The following is a 16,549-nucleotide window of genomic DNA, read 5'->3' as shown; positions in this document are numbered from 1 at the left end:
ATATGGTATTAACATTAAAAGAAGTTAACAAATCATTTGGTAAAGACCAAACTTATGTCGAAGCACTAAAACCTGTTGATTTCCATATCAATGCAGGAGAAATGGTAGCTGTCATCGGCCCATCTGGTTCTGGTAAAAGTACATTCTTAACCATCGCCGGATTACTTCAGCAACCAACAAACGGTACAATAATAATCGATAATGATGATGTAAGTAAACTTTCAGAGAAACAACGCGCGAAACTACGTCTAAAGAAGATAGGATTTATATTACAGTCGTCAAATTTAGTCCCATTCCTGAAGGTCAAAGATCAGTTTAAGTTACTAGACAAAGTGAATAAAAATCATATTGAAACAGCTGAATTTCAAAGTCAGGTAAAACAACTAGGCCTTGAAAATGTGCTCAATCAATTCCCTGCTGAACTCTCAGGCGGACAACGTCAACGTGTTGCAATTCTTAAAGCGATGTACACTAACCCTTCGCTTATTCTGGCTGATGAACCGACAGCAAGTTTAGATGGGAAACGTGCAGTTGAAGTGATTCAAATGATTCGTACAATCGTTAAAGACAGTAATAAGGCAGCGATTGTTGTAACGCATGATACGAGGTTACTTGAGTATTTCGATAAAGTGTACCATATGGAAGATGGGATACTAGAACAACAGTAAGAGGTGGAATATATGACGGAACACCTTATAGAAGGTATAGCAGTAGATGAACAAGGAAGATGTGCGCATTATAACGCGCCTGTAGATGTAGTATGCTATAGGTTCCCTGATAGCAATACATATTATCCTTGTCATTTGTGTTATGAAGAGATTAATCATAAATCTCCAGCTGAAAAATATCCGATACATTCTGAAGTGACAGCTGTTTTATGTGGTGTTTGCCAAACAGAAATCCCGATTAATGTGTATGTCAATGTTACACAATGTCCTAACTGTACGCATCCATTCAATCCTGGATGTAAAAATCATTTTCACTATTATTTTGAAATTTAAAAAGCACACGGAAGGAATTAAACTCCTTTCTTGTGCTTTTAATTATGTTACATATAATCTTCTGCCTGTTCCCCATGCTTCTTGCCATAAGACTCCATCATTTTAAGAATCGATAATATCTCTTGTCCCATCTCTGTTAATGAATATTCAACGCGAGGCGGCAAGATGAAACTTGCGTTACAAATGGTTTCTGGTTATGGTGGTGAATTTAAGACGTGGCGTATGCCAGGAGCTGTTGCAGATGCGACAGACAGATTCTCAATCGTTCCAGACTCATCACATGATGGTGTTAAAGATTTCGTAGAACAAGTTGTTCCTATCTTACAAGAACGCGGATTATTCCATACAGAATATGAGGGTGAAACATTACGTGAGAATCTAGGTGTTTCTTATGAGTATAGATTGAATCACTAGAAAAAAAGAGTAAGCACTGATAAATTTCAATTACCAGTACTTACTCTTTATTTAATTAAGTTCATCTCTCATATTGTCTATTCACAAATTCAATATATCGTTTTGTACCTTCTCTCAATTCACTTTCAGTCGCATGATTGACGGTGCCGAATTGCACGAAGTATCCAATATATTGCGCACCAACATAATGGAACGTTGCTTCAAATGGAGTCAATAATTCATCCATAGTAAACTTATTGAACCCTGCTGCAGTATAATCCGATTCTTGACTTCCTACAGTGACAGCTAACCCAAATGATTTACCATTTAGTTTTGTGCCCTCAGGTCCATATGCATAGTTAAACAAGAATACTTCATCAAGGTATTGTTTTAACCATGGTGGGCTGCTATACCAATAGAACGGGAATTGAAAAATTACTTTATCGTACTTTAGTAATCTTTGTTGTTCTTCATAAATATCCAGCTTTGAATCCGGATATAATTCGTATAGATCAACGACATCAATATCCGCTTCAATTAAAGCTTCTTTCCACATACGGTTAACAATTGATTTATGCATTTCTGGATGAGTGATAATAACAAGTGTACTCATCAAATCAGCTCCTATCTTAATCCCAGTGATTAAAGATTACTTCTCCTGCAGTTTTACTTTCGTAATATTTTGCTTGTTCTAACTCATATTTATTTAATTGATGTTCCATATCAATTAGTTTCTCATTTAATTCTGATATATTTAATAAGCGATAAGAATTCTGAAAGAATTGTTTGTATTTTTCATTATCAATAAATTCAATGTCAAAATAACCAACTTTTCTTGCAAAAGCAATCATTGGATAAATCGAATTTAATAGTACATAGAAATCTCCTTCATTTACTATAATATGACAAGAATAAAAATTTTTACCTGTTAAGTTTGTATCAAATGATACTATTATCCCTTCAACTTCCATTGCAAACGCATAACAAAAAGCCTGAAATTGTTTTTCCTCCGGAATCATCATTTCATTACTATTACTGTTAAATCCGCTGATTCCATTTTTTAAAATACTTGATACCAACATTATTCAATTTCCTTAATTACTTTAGCAGGTGTGCCGGCCACAATGGTATTCGGTGGTACCTCTTTTGTTACTGTTGAATCTGCTGCAACAATTGAATTCTCTCCAACTGTAACACCAGGTAATACAGTGACATTTGCACCAATCCATGCATTTTTCTTAATAACAACTTTATTAACAACAAGACCACGTCGTTTCGCAGGATCTACAATATGGTTCACTGAAATAATTCTAGCTGATGGTCCGATCAATACGTTATCTTCTATCTCAATACCGCCTAAATCAACAAATGTTACATTCTTATTGATAAAGATTTCTTTTCCGAATTTAATATGTCTTCCGTAGTCAGTATAGAATGGCAGAGATACGACAACACTTTCATCAATCGTCTGACTCGTCATTTCACCAAGAATTTTCAACACTTCTGAATTTGTTTTATAGCCACCATTGATTTCAAATGATAATCTTTCATTGTTTCCTTTATGCTCATGAATCTCATCATAAATTGGATCATCTTTTAATATTTCGATGTTCTGAATTCGTTCTAGTAAAGTCATGAATATCACTCCTTTTCTTAAGTTTACTATAAATTGATTTGCTTAATAAATGAAATCATCTATTTAAGATAGGAATGGACGTAAAAAATCCGAGATGTAAAAACATCCCGGATAATAATTATCTTCTTCTTTTCGTGAATGCTCTAGCACCATGTGTTTTAGCAAGGTCAAATAATGGACTCCATGCATTTGTGTGTACTACCGGTATTTGATCATTACCTAACTTTCTAATTTGCTGCTCGTAATAAGCAATGCCGATAAATCCACCTAACATTTTATCCAATGCTTTTACTTTAGTCGTTAGTCTCGGAATGGTCATATCTTCATAAGTTCCATTCTGAAGTTGATTTGGTAATTCAGGGTTTAATACGAGTGGTCGTGCAATGCCGATCATCGCTACTTCGGTATTTGTAATCGCATCAATCATACTTTCTTGTTTGCGGAATCCACCGATAACTGAGATTGGCACATCTACTATCTCACTGATTTGTTTTGCATAATCTAAAAAGTATACTTCACCATCACCCATCATTTCAGGTTTCTCATAATCTCCACCTGAAATTTCAATATGATCAATACCTAATTCAGCCATTTTCTTGATTACTGCAATTGAATATTCTAAAGAGAATCCTTTATCATTGAAGTCTGTTGAATTAATCTTCAAGCTGATTGGGAAATCTTCGCCTAACGCTGTTCTCATTCCTGTATAAATATCAATTAAGAATTGCATACGTTTCTCTAATGTTCCGCCATATTCATCAAAGCGACGATTGTCTCTTGATGATAAGAACTGACTTACTAAATAACCATGTGCGCCATGAATCTGAACACCAGTAAATCCTGCCTTCTTAGCTACTACTGCAGCTGTAACAAAGCGTTCAATCGTTTCCTTAATTTCATTGATTGTCATTTCACGTGGTGGATTAAATGCACTACCAGCATCTCCTCCAATCGGGATAGCACTTGGTGCGATCGGTTGCTTTGATACTGATTTAGGGCTTTGTTTACCTGGATGATTAATTTGCATCCAAATATGACTACCGTTACGTTTACCTGCATCTGCCCAACGTGTTAATATATCTAAATCTCTATCATCTTCAATGACGACATTGCCAGGCTCACCCAGATAACGTCTATCAACCATTACATTCCCTGTAAGCGACATCCCGATACCACCATCAGCCCAATGTTTATAAGCATTAACAAGTTCTTCTGTAGGACGATGTGTTTTGTCACCCATCCCTTCGCTCATCGCACCTTTGTATAATCTATTTTTAATCGTTACACCATTGCTTAATACAAGTGGTTCAAATAATTTTTCTACTGACATGTATTTCACTCCTAATATTATTTTATATAATTTCTTTTTATATAATTACTTTTTATATAATTACTTTTTATAATCAATTATCGATATTATTTTATTAGTGTCTACTTTAATATCTTTACTATATTGCTTGATTTGAATGGCTTTCATTATGATTCTCCTTCATTTGTTTAATAACATCTTCTAATGTTCGTGCTTTTAATGATTGAAATAATTGCTGTTCAGCATCTGTAAATATCGGATTGAGCACCGCTTCAATATTCTGAGCGACAGGACACTCTGGATTTACGTCTGTATGAACATTTAATAGTTTCACTTCTTTTGGATGTACTGCCTGATAAATTTCTAATAAATTAATATCTCGACTTGATTTAAGAAGTGACATCCCACTCTTACCTTGTGTACTTTCGATTAAATCTGATTTCTTTAATAATGCTGTAATCTTTCTGATATAACTTGGATTCGTATTTACGCTATTCGCTAAAGTGTCTGAATTCTGAACCTCTGTTGATTCTGATATCATTACCATAATGTGCAGTGCAACTGAAAATTTAATATCCATGAACTTCATCTCACTTCCGTTTTGTTGTTGTATCTAATACAGATACAAATATACCATGCATTGATAAAAAGTCAAAATAAAAAGACAACCGAAGTTGTCATTTCATATTGTATTTATTCACTTTCCCTATAAATCATTTAACTGACTTAGACGGTAGTCTAATGCTTCAAAGTCTATAATACGTGCTTGTCTATGAAATTCTCTACCTTGCGCGTTCAATATAATCACCGGAGCAGTAAATAGAGACAACTGACCCGCAGCTTCTGGGATTTCATTGACTAAAATCTTTGCACTCGGTATATCATAATTTTCAACTAAGCGTTCTACTTTTGGAAGGTCTGCGTGACAAACACTACATTCCTCACTCATTACATATAATACAAACTTCTCTTGATTCATTTTATCTACCAATGTGTCATAATCCTTAATATGTTCCATTACCACACCTCCAAAGTGGTATCATCATACTACGTTTTATTTTTTTATTCATTTTATTTGCTTATTTTATAATCAATAACCTGTATTTATTTATCTCTTATATCGTTCTTATCTTTTCCATCTCATCAGCTAAGCGGTTATCAACCTGATTATCACTATCACGTAAATTCAAGACGATATTTTTATAATCTTTGTCACTTCTATTCTGACTTAGTTTATATTTAAGACCCGCTTCACGAACCTTTACTTTATATCCGATAACCCCTTTAGCCTGTTTTAATACATCTTCACTTAACGTATCAAAAGTTCTCGCATTGTCACCTGTTTCATAATGATCAGTCAAACGTTTTAAGTCTTCCATCAGTTCATCTTGATCGAGTACAGCACATTCTCCTTTTAGCTGCGCTGCCTGATAATTCCACGTAGAAACTTCTTCTTGTTCATACCAAGAAGACGATACATAACCATGTGCACCGGTAAATTGAATCAGTACATTATCATTGTTTGTAAGCGTTTTATTTTGCGGATTTGGTCTTGCTAAATGAAACGACAACACAATTTCATCATCAATTACATCAACCATGACTGGTACCTGGGATGCGTAAGGTACATCGTTTTGCGATGATATAACCGTTGCAAATGAATTTCTTTTCAAGAAAGTAATTAGCGCATTAAAATCTTCTACTTTAAACAATTGTGGTAAAAACATACAAACATCCCCTAATAATTATTATTTATTTAATAGACTACCACTCTTTAAAGTTTCCTTCATCTCTTAAAACGTTTAATCGATTTGTTACGTCTTCCATAAATAACTTCCTATCGGCAGTGAACTTGAATGGTTCACCTATAAAGATATCAACAAAAAATGGCACGAGTATAAAGCTATCTTTCGGCAATGCTTTTCCTAAACCATGCATAAATATTGGCTGAATCGGTATTTCCGGTCTTTCTCTCATTAAATAATAAATACCTGATTTGTATTTTGATAATTTCTCAGGTTCACCACGTGATCCTTCTGGATACAATATGATAATACCATCATTATCTAATTCATCTAATATCGGTTGAAACATCCCTTTAAAATCTTTTGTCATCTTCCGTTCAATCGGTATAATATTCATTACTTTTGTTGAGAACCAGCTTAATAGTTTATTCTTCAGAAAATAATCTCCAGCAGCCACTGGTCGTACATGACTAAAACTCTTACCTCTAAATAGGCTCATTAACACAATTGTATCGAGATGACTGTTATGATTCGCAATCAGCACAAGTGGTCCTTCTTTCTTTAAACGTTCATAGTTACGAATATTGAGACCAAGTACAATAAATACAATCGGTCTTACAATTAAAGCAAACAGTAGATTTCTCATGTCTACATCCCCATTCTAAAAGTAGAAGAATCGTGTAAAGTGGAAGAATAACGGTGCTGTATAGGTTAATGAATCCACACGGTCTAATATACCACCATGTCCTGGTATTGCCTGAGATGTATCTTTTATATTTAAATCACGTTTCAGTGCTGAAATATTCACATCTCCGATAAAGCCACTAACACTAATATACATTCCTGCAATAATCATTCCTGCTAAAGTAAAAGGCGTAAGTAAAGGACCTAAAATTGTTGCGAGAATTGTTGTAAGAATGATTCCTCCAATAAATCCTGCCCATGTTTTGTTAGGACTAACTTTTGGTATAATCTTTCGTTTACCAAAGAGTTTTCCGGTAATATATTGAAATACATCATTCGCTTGTGTAAGTATCACTAAAAATAATACTAGACTTGCACCAGATACCATATTATCATCACCCGGCAACACTATTAAATATGCTAAGTGACTTAAACTAAAGACAAACAGCATAATTCCCCATTGAATCGTTGCCATAGAATGTAAAAATCCTTTCGTTTCTCCAACAATCAATGCCTGGATTGGAATAAACAAGAACATATAAACAGGGATGAATACAATAAAGAATCCATAAAAACCTTTATAAATGAGTATAAATTGTATCGGTATTGATAAATACGCCCATAAATATACTAAACGATGACTTCGATTTGTTGGAATTAATGAAAAGTATTCCTTTAATGCGATAAAACAAAGAAATGCCATAAAGATAAGGGACACTGTTTTATGTATTATGAGTGCGAGCGCGAAAATAATACACATCATCCACCACGATTTCACACGCAACCAAATATTTTCAGTATCTTTATTCGGATATTTCCTGAGTAATATTTGACTAATAATCGTTGAAATGATGAGTACTATGAAAATACCAATCAATACAGTTATCATTTCATCCGACAACCTATTCAGATTCATATGATGCTCCTTTCAATCCATTAGCGATTCTTATATACGTATTTAATATAATGAGTAATGTTGCGATGTACAGGATGATATGTATAAAAGGAATAATTTTTATATTCAATGCAATCAATAATGATACTAAACCAATCAAGAATGCTCTGTCACTTTTACCCATCGGACCATTATACATGCGTTTAGCGCCGATAATCTGGACAAGACTTCCTGCCATTTCACTAACAATTGAAAAACCAATAAACAAAAGAACAGAGATTCCTTTATCATGCACTATCAATATAAAAGGTAAGAATAATACAAGATCACTAACTACATCACCAATTTCATTAAGTAACATACCTAGATTAGATTTCATATTATATTTCTTTGCCATAACGCCATCTATTGCATTGAGTGCCATACGTACAAACATCACTATCGGCATCAGTAAAAAAATCCATCTATTGTTGTAATTCAATGCAATGATCGCTCCCGTAATAATAGATAAAACCAATGCACTCACTGTTATTTGGTTTGGTGTCATCCCTACCGCGCGCAACTTATCAACGATAGGTATTAATAAATGTTGAAATTTTGGTTTCAGTTCATAAATACTAATCATACAATTCTCCTTGCTTTTTATCACAATAATTTATTGTTTTATTTTTATCCATGTACTTCATCTCATTAATTTTAATATGATATATTTAATGTAATTATACACATTACTATTTTAATTATAAAATACATTTTGCATAAAATATTTGTTTTGAGGGGATAATTATGGTCAGTTTAATCGCATTGTTATGGGGATTTGCTGAAGCAACAATATTTTTTATCATTCCAGACGTTTTTTTATCTTATATTGCCATTACTGAAAAAAATATAAAAAAAGTTACTAAAGTTCTTATACTAACACTCATCGGTGCACTTGCAGGAGGGATAATTATATATTTAACTGCAAAACATAATCCTGACATAGTAGAAAACATATTATTAGCTGTTCCTTCTGTTCAACCTTATATGATAGAGCATGTTGAAGCGGCTATGAATAATCACCCTTTCACCGGTCTTATTTCTGGCCCGATATTCGGAGTACCATATAAACTGTTTGGATTTGAAGCGCCAAACCACATGAGTTTACCAATATTTATTATAGGTTCTATCCCTGCACGTTTATTACGATTTATGATTGTTTCATTATTGGCATATTTTCTTTCTCACTATTTATGTAAAAACTTAAAATACAAAACAAAACTTACGATTTGGGTAGTCGTTTGGATTTTTGTATACACTATATATTTTAGTGTTCATGGCATTTAATTTGAAAGCGTTTACTATAAAATCAGTCAGCATAAAATATTCTTCAGAAGTAATGTTAAATTTTATGTAATTTCTTTAAACATTATTTTGAATATTTATCGATTAGTCGTATAATTAAATTGGGCACAAATATTGTTTTAGAAACTTAAATATGAAAAGGGGTTTTTATATGAAAGAAGCAACATCTCAAATGGTCAGCATTATTTTAAATGGCAAACCAATGGATGTCCCTACTCAAGTAAGTATTTTAGATTACTTGCGTTATAAAGGTATTGATGTACCAGCACTTTGTTATCATCCAGATTTAGGGGCCATTGAAACTTGTGATGCTTGTATCGTTGAAGTTAATGGGGAACTCGTTCGTGCATGTAGTACAGAATTAAAAGACGGAGACGTTGTTAGAACAGGCTCAAGCGATGCATTTGAGGCACAAATGATCGCTATGGATAGAATATTAGCAAATCATGAACTTTACTGTACTGTTTGTGATTTTAATAATGGTAATTGTACAGTACATAATACAGTTAAAAACTTAAAAATCGATCACCAGGCAACTGCGCAGTCACCAAAAGGTGCTCCAAAGAATGTCGGTAAATTCTATCGCTATGATCCAGATCAATGTATACTTTGTGGTCGCTGTGTTCAAGCTTGTCAGAATGTACAGGTAAACGAAACATTAATGATTGACTGGGAATTAGAACGACCTCGTGTTATCTGGGACGGTAATACTGATTTAAATATCGATGATTCTTCATGTGTAAATTGTGGTCACTGTTCAACAGTATGTCCATGTAATGCAATGATGGAAGTTGGTATGGTCGGTGAAGCTGGCTACTTAACAGGTATGCTGAAAGATGCATTCCGTCCAGCAGTAGAAGTTACAAAAGCTGTTGAAACTGGTTATACGCCGTTAATGGCAATTTCAGATGTTGAAGCAGAAATGCGTAAAGATAGAATTAAAAAGACTAAAACAGTATGTACATACTGTGGTGTTGGATGTTCATTTGAAGTATGGACAAAAGACCGTGAAATCTTAAAAGTTGAACCGAGTCCTGAAAGTCCAGCAAACCAAATTTCAACTTGTGTTAAAGGTAAATTCGGTTGGGATTTTGTAAATTCAGGTGAGCGTTTAACGAAACCATTGATTCGTGAAGCTGATGGCTTTAGAGAAGCAACATGGGAAGAAGCACTGAGCTTAATCTCAAGCAAATTCAAAGAAACAATCGATACACGCGGTCCAGAAAAATTAGCGTTTATCACATCATCAAAATGTACGAATGAAGAATCATTCTTAATGCAAAAATTAGCACGTCAGGTTGTAGGAACAAATAACGTTGATAACTGTTCACGTTACTGTCAATCACCTGCAACAATGGGACTATGGAGAACTGTAGGTTATGGTGGCGATTCAGGTTCAATTACTGATATCGGAAGCGCTGGATTAATCATCGGCTTAGGAACAAATACTGCTGAGGCACATCCAGTTATCGCAACACGTGTAAAGAGTGCCCAAAAATTACGTGGTGCTAAATTATTAGTTGTAGATATCCGTAAACATGAACTTGCTGAGCGTGCTGATATGTTTGTCCGTCCTAACCCAGGTAGTGACTTAGTATGGTTAAATGCTGTTACAAAATACATCATCGATAATAACTGGCAAGATCAAGCGTTCATCGATAAACACGTAAATAATTACGAAGCTTTAGTAGAAGGATTACAAAAATATACAATTGAATATGCTGCTAAACATACTGGCATGAGTGAAGCTGAAATCATCAAGATTGCAGAAATGATTCACGAAGCGAAATCTACTGTAGTTATGTGGGCGATGGGTGTTACACAACAACGTGGAGGTAGTGATACTTCTACTGCGATTTCTAATATGTTACTTGTTACTGGTAACTATATGAAACCAGGTGCAGGATCATATCCATTACGTGGTCACAATAACGTTCAAGGTGCTTCTGATATGGGTAGTATGCCAACGCATTTACCAGGTTATCAAAAGATTGCTGACAAAGCAGTACTTGATAAGTTCAGCAAAGCATGGGGCGTTGAAATGAATCCAAACGTTGGTCAGAATAACCACCAAATGGTAGATGCCATGCATGCAGGCGAATTAGATGTGTTATACCTTAAAGGTGAAGATATGGGTATCGTTGATTCTAATATCAACTACGTACGTGAAGGATTCGAGAAATTAAAATTCTTCGTTGTTCAGGATATCTTCTTCTCAAAAACTGCTGAATATGCAGATGTTGTCCTACCTGCATCTCCAAGTTTTGAAAAAGAAGGCACATTCTCAAATACAGAACGTCGTATCCAACGTTTATATCAAGTAATGGAGCCTTTAGAAGGTACTAAACCAGACTGGAGAATCATTCAGGAAATCGCACAACGTTTAGGTGCAGATTGGAACTACAGCCACCCAAGTGAAATCATGGATGAAATCGCATCACTTACACCGATTTATTCTGGTGTATCATACGATAGACTTGAAGGCTTTAACAGTTTACAATGGCCAGTTCATGAAGATGGTACAGATTCACCATTATTATTTAAAGATGGGTTCCCATTTGAAGATAAGAAAGCTAACTTCTTCCCTGTTGACTGGACTGAACCAACAGAATATGCTGAAGAATACGATATCCATGTTAACAACGGACGTCTACTTGAGCACTTCCATGAAGGTAATATGACTTATCAAGTTAAAGGTCTTGCAATGGAAACACCAGAAGCATTCTTAGAAGTATCTCAAGAGCTAGCGGATGAAAAAGGACTTCATACTGGTAACTTAGTAAGACTTCAATCACCTTATGGTAAAGTTGATGTTCGCGTATTAATTACTGACCGCGTATTCGGTAAAGAAGTATACTTACCAATGAACGATAATGGCGATGCAGCAATTAACCTACTATCTAGTTCTATCGCTGATAAAGATACTTCAACACCAGCATATAAAGAAACTAAAGCTAAATTAATCATCTTAGATAATAGTAGAAAATCACCATTACCAGAAAACAACTTCCGTTTCGGTAACCGTGTACCTCAAATGGGCGTAAATGTTCAAGGTAAATGGAATAGAGCTGATTACGTATTCCCTGGAGATATCGTTAAATCAAAAAGAGGTGATAAATAATGGCGCAACCTACAAGAGTAGTTAAACCGATGGAAGTGGATGTTGAAGCGGTACGTGCAAAAGAATTACGTGAGTTAGAAGACCAGTTAATTCAACATAAAGATACACTGAACAAATTATTCAGATTACTTGAGCAACTTGATGATCATGAAGCATTAAATGCAGCAAATGCTGCATTAGCGCAAAGTGATCCTATCTTAACACGTATTTTAAAAGCTGTTAATGAAACCGAGACAGATCAGGCTATTAGAAATGCTTTATTACTTGTTCAAGGATTAGGTAAATTTAACTTCAGCGATATCGAGCCAATGATTTTAAAGTTTAACAAAGGTTTGAAACTTTCAACTGAGTATAACCAAAGTAAGCCTTTAGGTTGGTTAGGATTACTTAACGTATTAACAAATAAAGACTTTATTGAAGGATCTATTGTATTAACGAAATTCGTTAAAGGATTCGGCACGTCATTCGATCAACTGAAGAAAGAACAAGGTATCGTTGATCCTGTGCATACAAATAAAGGTGAAGTTAAAGATATGCATCATGTTGAGTTACCAAGTAAAGTAGCGAAAGATGAAGTGAAACAACAATTTATCACACATAAAGAAGCATCTCAATCAAACGCAAAGTTTTACGGTGTTGTAGCAGGTGCTGCAGCATTAGGTGTTAGTGCATTATTGATGAGAAAGTAATATCAACAATAAAATTGAGAACTAAAATAAACCACAAGTCTTCAAAAGAAGACTTGTGGTTTTATTGTTTAATGATTGATTTTAAATACAAATCTTAAATTACTTCTCATCTTTAAAACTTGCAAGTAACGATGCAGTATTCAATGCTAAAATATTTCTCGCATTCTTCGTAGCATCATAACCTTGTCCAGCTTTTAAATGCGAATAGATTGCACCTAACATCACACCACCAACAAGTAATGAACCTGCCTGATTAAATTTCTTATTAAAAATAGATAAAGCTAGTAATGCTGCACCAGTCGTTTCAACGCCACCGATTAATTTCATAAATTCTTTAGAGTAACCAAACTCTTCAAACATTTTAACTAAGCTTTCATCTTCCTGAAGCTTTCCCTTACCTGCGTTAAACATTTCTTTAGCGATGAATAAGTTATTGATATAATTTAACATCGTATCTGCTCCCTTATTATTAATAGTTATTAGTACTATAACCTTAAAAATAACTTTAAAAACATTAGATTTAAATGTGACATCATTAAATTAATGAAATGCTAAATTATTTTTTGCGTTTTCTTGAGAAAAGAAAACTTAACACAGCTACAATTAATAGCAAAATAGCGACTGAAACTAAAGTAGTATTACGTTGTTCCCCTGAATCAGGTAAATTAGAATGATGCTCTGTAGGACTTGTACTCATTTGTTTTACTGGAACAGTTGTTTGAGCTGCAGGTTCTGCTTCAATATTATCTACAAAATTATCAGCAAAGCCACTTGTTAAATCTGACGATTCTTCTGATTTCAATTTTGCGTTGAGCTGTTCTAATTTATCAGCTTTTTCTTTAAGGTCATTTTTCAGGATATCCAGGGTTTCCATGTTAAATGAATCATCACTTATCTTATTATGGCTCTTTAAATTTTGAAGTCTTTCAATCAAAGCTTTATTTCTTTCTGATAATGTAGAAATATCAAACCCACTATTTAATAGATGATCAAAATTAAAATCATACTGATGTAATTTTAAATAAGATTTTAACGTATGATTTAAAATATCAATCACTTTTCTTTCATATTGTAAATCAGTAATCACTTTTTGCTCAAGCTTATCTAACAAACCTTGAAGCGTTTGTTTATCAGCATCATTAAACCATTTCTCTTTAATCGTGACATCAGGTAAATTTGGTGTATTGATTACAATATTATCTTTTGTATTTTCAACATTTTGTACTTTGTTATCAATATCCTCTACTTTAGCATCAATACGCGCATTTACATCTTGCTTCACTCTGTCATAATCAGCTTTGTCCTGATTTACCGTCTCAATCATGCGCTCAGCTTTGTCCTTAAATTCTTGATGCTGTTGCTCTATGTCATCATGCTTCTCCTTCACAACATTTATATCTTCTTTCACATTATTAATCACTTCATGATTTTGTTTTATATCCGCTTTAGTACGCGCAATCTCTTGTCTTACTGACTGTCTCTTAGTATCAAGCTCAGCACGCAGTTCACTAGCATCATTTCGTAATTGCTCCGGGATAGTACTCGCATTTGCTATTGAATACGATATAGTAAGCGAGAAGGTTAAACATGTAACAGCAATTATTTTTGTCAGTTTGTACTTTTCCATATAAATATCCCCTAATATATTTTAATATAGTAATTTCTGTTTAATTATTGTAACATATTTTTTGACATTTTTCTCTCACAAAAATAATTCAGATTTAAAAGGCAATGATTTATCAACAATTTAAATGGTTGATATTTATATTATTCATAAATAATAATTGCTAAATTAATCATCTTCCCCCTATCTTAAGTACCATCAATTACTATTTTAAAATAATAAAATATTGATAAAAATAAATAAACCACTCTCATAAAAAGTGTGGTTTATGTTATTCTTTATACATTAATGTGTATTCTCAATCGGCTTTATTTTTGTTAATATAAAATACTTATTAAAAGCTTCGGCCAGCACCACCACCACCTGATGACCCGCCGCCGAATCCACCACCGCCTGATGAGCCGCCAGATCCTCCTCTCGATCCACCACCCCCTCCAAGTGGAGTACCATCGCCAAACTGAGGTGCTGATGTATCTAATATTCTTGTCTTCACTGGCAGTAATTTCTCCATACGTATTAACGTATCAGTTTCAAGGTCAGGATACATCGGGTCTTTTCGTGTCTCATTATATATTCCGGTTGAAGTTAATTTTCCCTTTAATGCACCTATAATTTCTAAATATATAATGCACACAAATTCCATAAATAACAGAGGAATGCTATGAAGAAAAAATAATATATTCACGAAAGGATTATTATATTTCATCTTAATGTATCGCGCTGCTCGACCATTTACAGCTAGACCATGCATGATCATAAATCTGCGTTCATTTGTGTTCTCACCGAATATATCATGAAAGTCCTTTGTGTAATACTTTAATAAAAATGAAAGTACCGTTGTAATTAATAAATAATAAGCCATTATAATAACAGGTTTCATTATAAAGTCGTTTTCTTCATATAAATCTAAATAGAACTGGCTAATAACAAATTGGTAATTGCTTAATCCATATATTTCTTCTCGTGATGCATCTTTAGGAAGCTCTGCGTACATTTCCTCAATCGCATCATAAAATGCTTCATATACTTCAATTGTTCCTTTGCTGTAATCACCTTTCTTTAAAGTTTCATAACCGCTTCTATCGATAATTCGACCTACTTTTGCATCATTAAAGTAACCTTCTAGTCCGTAGCCTACACGAACTTCGATGCCACGATTTTTATATTTTTTACCTTTATCCAAATTCAGAAGGATAACAATCCCATTATCTAAATCTTCTTTCCCAATACCATAATGATTAATGACTTCTGTAGCGTACAATTCTCGATATTTACCTGTAGTATTAACGGTAAATACCGCCATTTCTACACCAGTCTCTTCTTCCAGTTGCTCACTGTATCGATTTAAATAATCAATTTCTGAATCAGAGAAGATTTTGGCATTATCCTGTACATATAAATGATCTTTATTCAATTCAGGAAATGTATACGCATTAACTTGGAATGGTGAAACAAGCATCAATATTAGCATTATTATCAATAATTTTATGTATCTCATAATGACCTCTATTGTTTTGTTTTTTGTTTATGTTTTTTCTTTTTTTCAGCTTTCTTTTTCTTTTCGTCCTCAATATATAATTCATAATATGCTTTGTAATTATGCATTACCCTCAGTAATTCCTTAGGCTGAACACCTATATGCTTCGGTAGCTTTATATGTATACATCCATCTTTTATATATGTAGATTTCGTCTTAAATAGACGCCTCGGATCAATCAACTGTACTATAATAATACTTTCTTCACCCTGCTTTTGTAATGTAATATCTTTTACATTCTTCCATACAACCATCTTATCGGGTTCAGCATCATTTGATATTCTATCAAAAAAGCCTTTCTCATTGATGATCATAACAACTTCACCATTTTTGGAGCATTTCAGAACAACGAACATCAAGATGAATAATACGAAAAGCCCAATATTTAAAATCAATTGATACCATCCATGTATAAACTGAAACAAGGGATACAAAAATAAAAAAAGACCTATCGTAAAAATAGTTAAAAACGTCGATAACACGATTAACAGTCTATTCGTGATTGTTACTTCATATCCGTACATAGCATACCTCTCTATTTTTTACTATTATATTTTATTATATATAATTT

The 16,549-nt window shown here is 33.7% G+C and carries 21 protein-coding genes; 6 read left to right on the top strand and 15 right to left on the bottom strand.

The annotated features are described in order from the left end of the window. The first annotated feature begins 2 nt into the window (after nt 1–2). Both JJJ02_RS09890 and JJJ02_RS09885 read left to right on the top strand, forming a co-directional pair. Nucleotides 3–668 carry an ABC transporter ATP-binding protein gene (locus tag JJJ02_RS09890; RefSeq protein ID WP_099578899.1) on the top strand — a complete coding sequence of 222 codons (666 nt, stop codon included), beginning with the start codon at nt 3–5 and terminating at the stop codon, nt 666–668. A 12-nt stretch (nt 669–680) separates the two neighbouring features. Next, complete coding sequence (locus JJJ02_RS09885; protein WP_111717217.1) at nt 681–1,001, top strand: CHY zinc finger protein; 321 nt, start codon at nt 681–683, stop codon at nt 999–1,001. Between the two features lie 47 nt (nt 1,002–1,048). On the opposite strand, the gene JJJ02_RS09880 is transcribed toward JJJ02_RS09885, so the two are convergent. Further along, the gene (locus JJJ02_RS09880; RefSeq protein ID WP_240838772.1) at nt 1,049–1,165 is read right to left on the bottom strand and encodes a winged helix-turn-helix transcriptional regulator; all 117 of its coding nucleotides are present in this window, start codon (nt 1,163–1,165) and stop codon (nt 1,049–1,051) included. A 1-nt stretch (nt 1,166) separates the two neighbouring features. Here JJJ02_RS09880 and JJJ02_RS09875 point away from each other — a divergent pair, with 1 nt between their 5' ends. Next, nucleotides 1,167–1,415, top strand: coding sequence for a hypothetical protein (locus JJJ02_RS09875; RefSeq protein WP_396614738.1), 249 nt, complete (start codon nt 1,167–1,169; stop codon nt 1,413–1,415). A gap of 61 nt (nt 1,416–1,476) precedes the next feature. Here JJJ02_RS09875 and JJJ02_RS09870 read toward each other — a convergent pair whose 3' ends face one another. The 10 genes from JJJ02_RS09870 to JJJ02_RS09825 all read right to left on the bottom strand — a co-directional run bounded on the left by JJJ02_RS09870 (nt 1,477) and on the right by JJJ02_RS09825 (nt 8,288). Further along, nucleotides 1,477–2,007 carry an NAD(P)H-dependent oxidoreductase gene (locus JJJ02_RS09870; RefSeq protein ID WP_240838770.1) on the bottom strand — a complete coding sequence of 177 codons (531 nt, stop codon included), beginning with the start codon at nt 2,005–2,007 and terminating at the stop codon, nt 1,477–1,479. A 16-nt stretch (nt 2,008–2,023) separates the two neighbouring features. Then, a complete protein-coding gene (locus JJJ02_RS09865) occupies nt 2,024–2,476 on the bottom strand; it encodes a hypothetical protein (RefSeq protein WP_240838768.1) in 453 nt (150 codons plus the stop codon). Beyond that, the gene (locus JJJ02_RS09860; RefSeq protein ID WP_239242008.1) at nt 2,476–3,039 is read right to left on the bottom strand and encodes a DapH/DapD/GlmU-related protein; all 564 of its coding nucleotides are present in this window, start codon (nt 3,037–3,039) and stop codon (nt 2,476–2,478) included. Before JJJ02_RS09860 ends, JJJ02_RS09865 begins: the two co-directional genes overlap by 1 nt. Before the next feature lie 109 nt (nt 3,040–3,148). Beyond that, nucleotides 3,149–4,360, bottom strand: a complete 1,212-nt coding sequence (locus JJJ02_RS09855; protein ID WP_240838766.1) for an NADH:flavin oxidoreductase/NADH oxidase family protein — start codon at nt 4,358–4,360, stop codon at nt 3,149–3,151. 118 nt (nt 4,361–4,478) lie between these two features. Further along, on the bottom strand, nt 4,479–4,919 hold the full coding sequence (locus JJJ02_RS09850) for an Rrf2 family transcriptional regulator (protein WP_240838764.1): 441 nt from the start codon (nt 4,917–4,919) through the stop codon (nt 4,479–4,481). Between the two features lie 126 nt (nt 4,920–5,045). After that, nucleotides 5,046–5,357: a thioredoxin family protein gene (locus tag JJJ02_RS09845; protein ID WP_240838762.1), complete on the bottom strand. Its 312-nt coding sequence runs from the start codon at nt 5,355–5,357 to the stop codon at nt 5,046–5,048. 97 nt (nt 5,358–5,454) lie between these two features. Beyond that, a complete protein-coding gene (locus JJJ02_RS09840; RefSeq protein ID WP_240838751.1) occupies nt 5,455–6,066 on the bottom strand; it encodes an FMN-binding negative transcriptional regulator in 612 nt (203 codons plus the stop codon). A 37-nt stretch (nt 6,067–6,103) separates the two neighbouring features. Next, a complete protein-coding gene (locus JJJ02_RS09835; RefSeq protein ID WP_240838748.1) occupies nt 6,104–6,730 on the bottom strand; it encodes a lysophospholipid acyltransferase family protein in 627 nt (208 codons plus the stop codon). A gap of 15 nt (nt 6,731–6,745) precedes the next feature. Next, nucleotides 6,746–7,684 carry a phosphatidate cytidylyltransferase gene (locus JJJ02_RS09830; RefSeq protein ID WP_240838745.1) on the bottom strand — a complete coding sequence of 313 codons (939 nt, stop codon included), beginning with the start codon at nt 7,682–7,684 and terminating at the stop codon, nt 6,746–6,748. After that, nucleotides 7,671–8,288, bottom strand: coding sequence for a CDP-alcohol phosphatidyltransferase family protein (locus JJJ02_RS09825; RefSeq protein WP_240838742.1), 618 nt, complete (start codon nt 8,286–8,288; stop codon nt 7,671–7,673). Before JJJ02_RS09825 ends, JJJ02_RS09830 begins: the two co-directional genes overlap by 14 nt. Before the next feature lie 161 nt (nt 8,289–8,449). Here JJJ02_RS09825 and JJJ02_RS09820 point away from each other — a divergent pair, with 161 nt between their 5' ends. The 3 genes from JJJ02_RS09820 to JJJ02_RS09810 all read left to right on the top strand — a co-directional run bounded on the left by JJJ02_RS09820 (nt 8,450) and on the right by JJJ02_RS09810 (nt 12,817). Then, nucleotides 8,450–8,989, top strand: coding sequence for a hypothetical protein (locus JJJ02_RS09820; RefSeq protein ID WP_240838738.1), 540 nt, complete (start codon nt 8,450–8,452; stop codon nt 8,987–8,989). A gap of 169 nt (nt 8,990–9,158) precedes the next feature. Next, entirely contained in the window at nt 9,159–12,128 is a 2,970-nt protein-coding gene (fdhF, locus tag JJJ02_RS09815) for a formate dehydrogenase subunit alpha (protein ID WP_255724849.1), read from the top strand. Next, nucleotides 12,128–12,817 carry a helical membrane plugin domain-containing protein gene (locus tag JJJ02_RS09810; protein ID WP_111717192.1) on the top strand — a complete coding sequence of 230 codons (690 nt, stop codon included), beginning with the start codon at nt 12,128–12,130 and terminating at the stop codon, nt 12,815–12,817. Before fdhF ends, JJJ02_RS09810 begins: the two co-directional genes overlap by 1 nt. A gap of 99 nt (nt 12,818–12,916) precedes the next feature. Here JJJ02_RS09810 and JJJ02_RS09805 read toward each other — a convergent pair whose 3' ends face one another. The 4 genes from JJJ02_RS09805 to JJJ02_RS09790 all read right to left on the bottom strand — a co-directional run bounded on the left by JJJ02_RS09805 (nt 12,917) and on the right by JJJ02_RS09790 (nt 16,292). After that, complete coding sequence (locus tag JJJ02_RS09805) at nt 12,917–13,267, bottom strand: DoxX family protein (protein WP_240838735.1); 351 nt, start codon at nt 13,265–13,267, stop codon at nt 12,917–12,919. 106 nt (nt 13,268–13,373) lie between these two features. After that, the gene (locus tag JJJ02_RS09800; protein WP_240838732.1) at nt 13,374–14,444 is read right to left on the bottom strand and encodes an LPXTG cell wall anchor domain-containing protein; all 1,071 of its coding nucleotides are present in this window, start codon (nt 14,442–14,444) and stop codon (nt 13,374–13,376) included. Nucleotides 14,445–14,775: 331 nt separating this feature from the next. After that, nucleotides 14,776–15,939, bottom strand: coding sequence for a TPM domain-containing protein (locus JJJ02_RS09795; RefSeq protein WP_240838729.1), 1,164 nt, complete (start codon nt 15,937–15,939; stop codon nt 14,776–14,778). An 8-nt stretch (nt 15,940–15,947) separates the two neighbouring features. Further along, the gene (locus JJJ02_RS09790; RefSeq protein ID WP_240838727.1) at nt 15,948–16,292 is read right to left on the bottom strand and encodes a hypothetical protein; all 345 of its coding nucleotides are present in this window, start codon (nt 16,290–16,292) and stop codon (nt 15,948–15,950) included. Nucleotides 16,293–16,549: the final 257 nt, after the last annotated feature.

Origin of the sequence: Macrococcus sp. PK, from assembly GCF_022501545.1 — a bacterium.
Lineage (GTDB): Bacteria > Bacillota > Bacilli > Staphylococcales > Staphylococcaceae > Macrococcoides > Macrococcoides epidermidis.
The sequence above is the reverse complement of the archived record's forward strand: the minus strand, read 5'-3'. Positions and strand labels throughout refer to the sequence as shown.

Bases quoted from the DNA above. Each gene is read 5' to 3' on its own strand.
- JJJ02_RS09850 (WP_240838764.1), bottom strand. From the start codon at position 4,919: ATGGATATTAAATTTTCAGTTGCACTGCACATTATGGTAATGATATCA.
- JJJ02_RS09870 (WP_240838770.1), bottom strand. From the start codon at position 2,007: ATGAGTACACTTGTTATTATCACTCATCCAGAAATGCATAAATCAATT.
- JJJ02_RS09865 (WP_240838768.1), bottom strand. From the start codon at position 2,476: ATGTTGGTATCAAGTATTTTAAAAAATGGAATCAGCGGATTTAACAGT.
- JJJ02_RS09855 (WP_240838766.1), bottom strand. From the start codon at position 4,360: ATGTCAGTAGAAAAATTATTTGAACCACTTGTATTAAGCAATGGTGTA.
- JJJ02_RS09890 (WP_099578899.1), top strand. From the start codon at position 3: ATGGTATTAACATTAAAAGAAGTTAACAAATCATTTGGTAAAGACCAA.
- JJJ02_RS09825 (WP_240838742.1), bottom strand. From the start codon at position 8,288: ATGATTAGTATTTATGAACTGAAACCAAAATTTCAACATTTATTAATA.
- fdhF (WP_255724849.1), top strand. From the start codon at position 9,159: ATGAAAGAAGCAACATCTCAAATGGTCAGCATTATTTTAAATGGCAAA.
- JJJ02_RS09835 (WP_240838748.1), bottom strand. From the start codon at position 6,730: ATGAGAAATCTACTGTTTGCTTTAATTGTAAGACCGATTGTATTTATT.
- JJJ02_RS09810 (WP_111717192.1), top strand. From the start codon at position 12,128: ATGGCGCAACCTACAAGAGTAGTTAAACCGATGGAAGTGGATGTTGAA.
- JJJ02_RS09820 (WP_240838738.1), top strand. From the start codon at position 8,450: ATGGTCAGTTTAATCGCATTGTTATGGGGATTTGCTGAAGCAACAATA.
- JJJ02_RS09885 (WP_111717217.1), top strand. From the start codon at position 681: ATGACGGAACACCTTATAGAAGGTATAGCAGTAGATGAACAAGGAAGA.
- JJJ02_RS09795 (WP_240838729.1), bottom strand. From the start codon at position 15,939: ATGAGATACATAAAATTATTGATAATAATGCTAATATTGATGCTTGTT.
- JJJ02_RS09840 (WP_240838751.1), bottom strand. From the start codon at position 6,066: ATGTTTTTACCACAATTGTTTAAAGTAGAAGATTTTAATGCGCTAATT.
- JJJ02_RS09805 (WP_240838735.1), bottom strand. From the start codon at position 13,267: ATGTTAAATTATATCAATAACTTATTCATCGCTAAAGAAATGTTTAAC.
- JJJ02_RS09800 (WP_240838732.1), bottom strand. From the start codon at position 14,444: ATGGAAAAGTACAAACTGACAAAAATAATTGCTGTTACATGTTTAACC.
- JJJ02_RS09830 (WP_240838745.1), bottom strand. From the start codon at position 7,684: ATGAATCTGAATAGGTTGTCGGATGAAATGATAACTGTATTGATTGGT.
- JJJ02_RS09790 (WP_240838727.1), bottom strand. From the start codon at position 16,292: ATGATCATCAATGAGAAAGGCTTTTTTGATAGAATATCAAATGATGCT.
- JJJ02_RS09845 (WP_240838762.1), bottom strand. From the start codon at position 5,357: ATGGAACATATTAAGGATTATGACACATTGGTAGATAAAATGAATCAA.
- JJJ02_RS09875 (WP_396614738.1), top strand. From the start codon at position 1,167: ATGAAACTTGCGTTACAAATGGTTTCTGGTTATGGTGGTGAATTTAAG.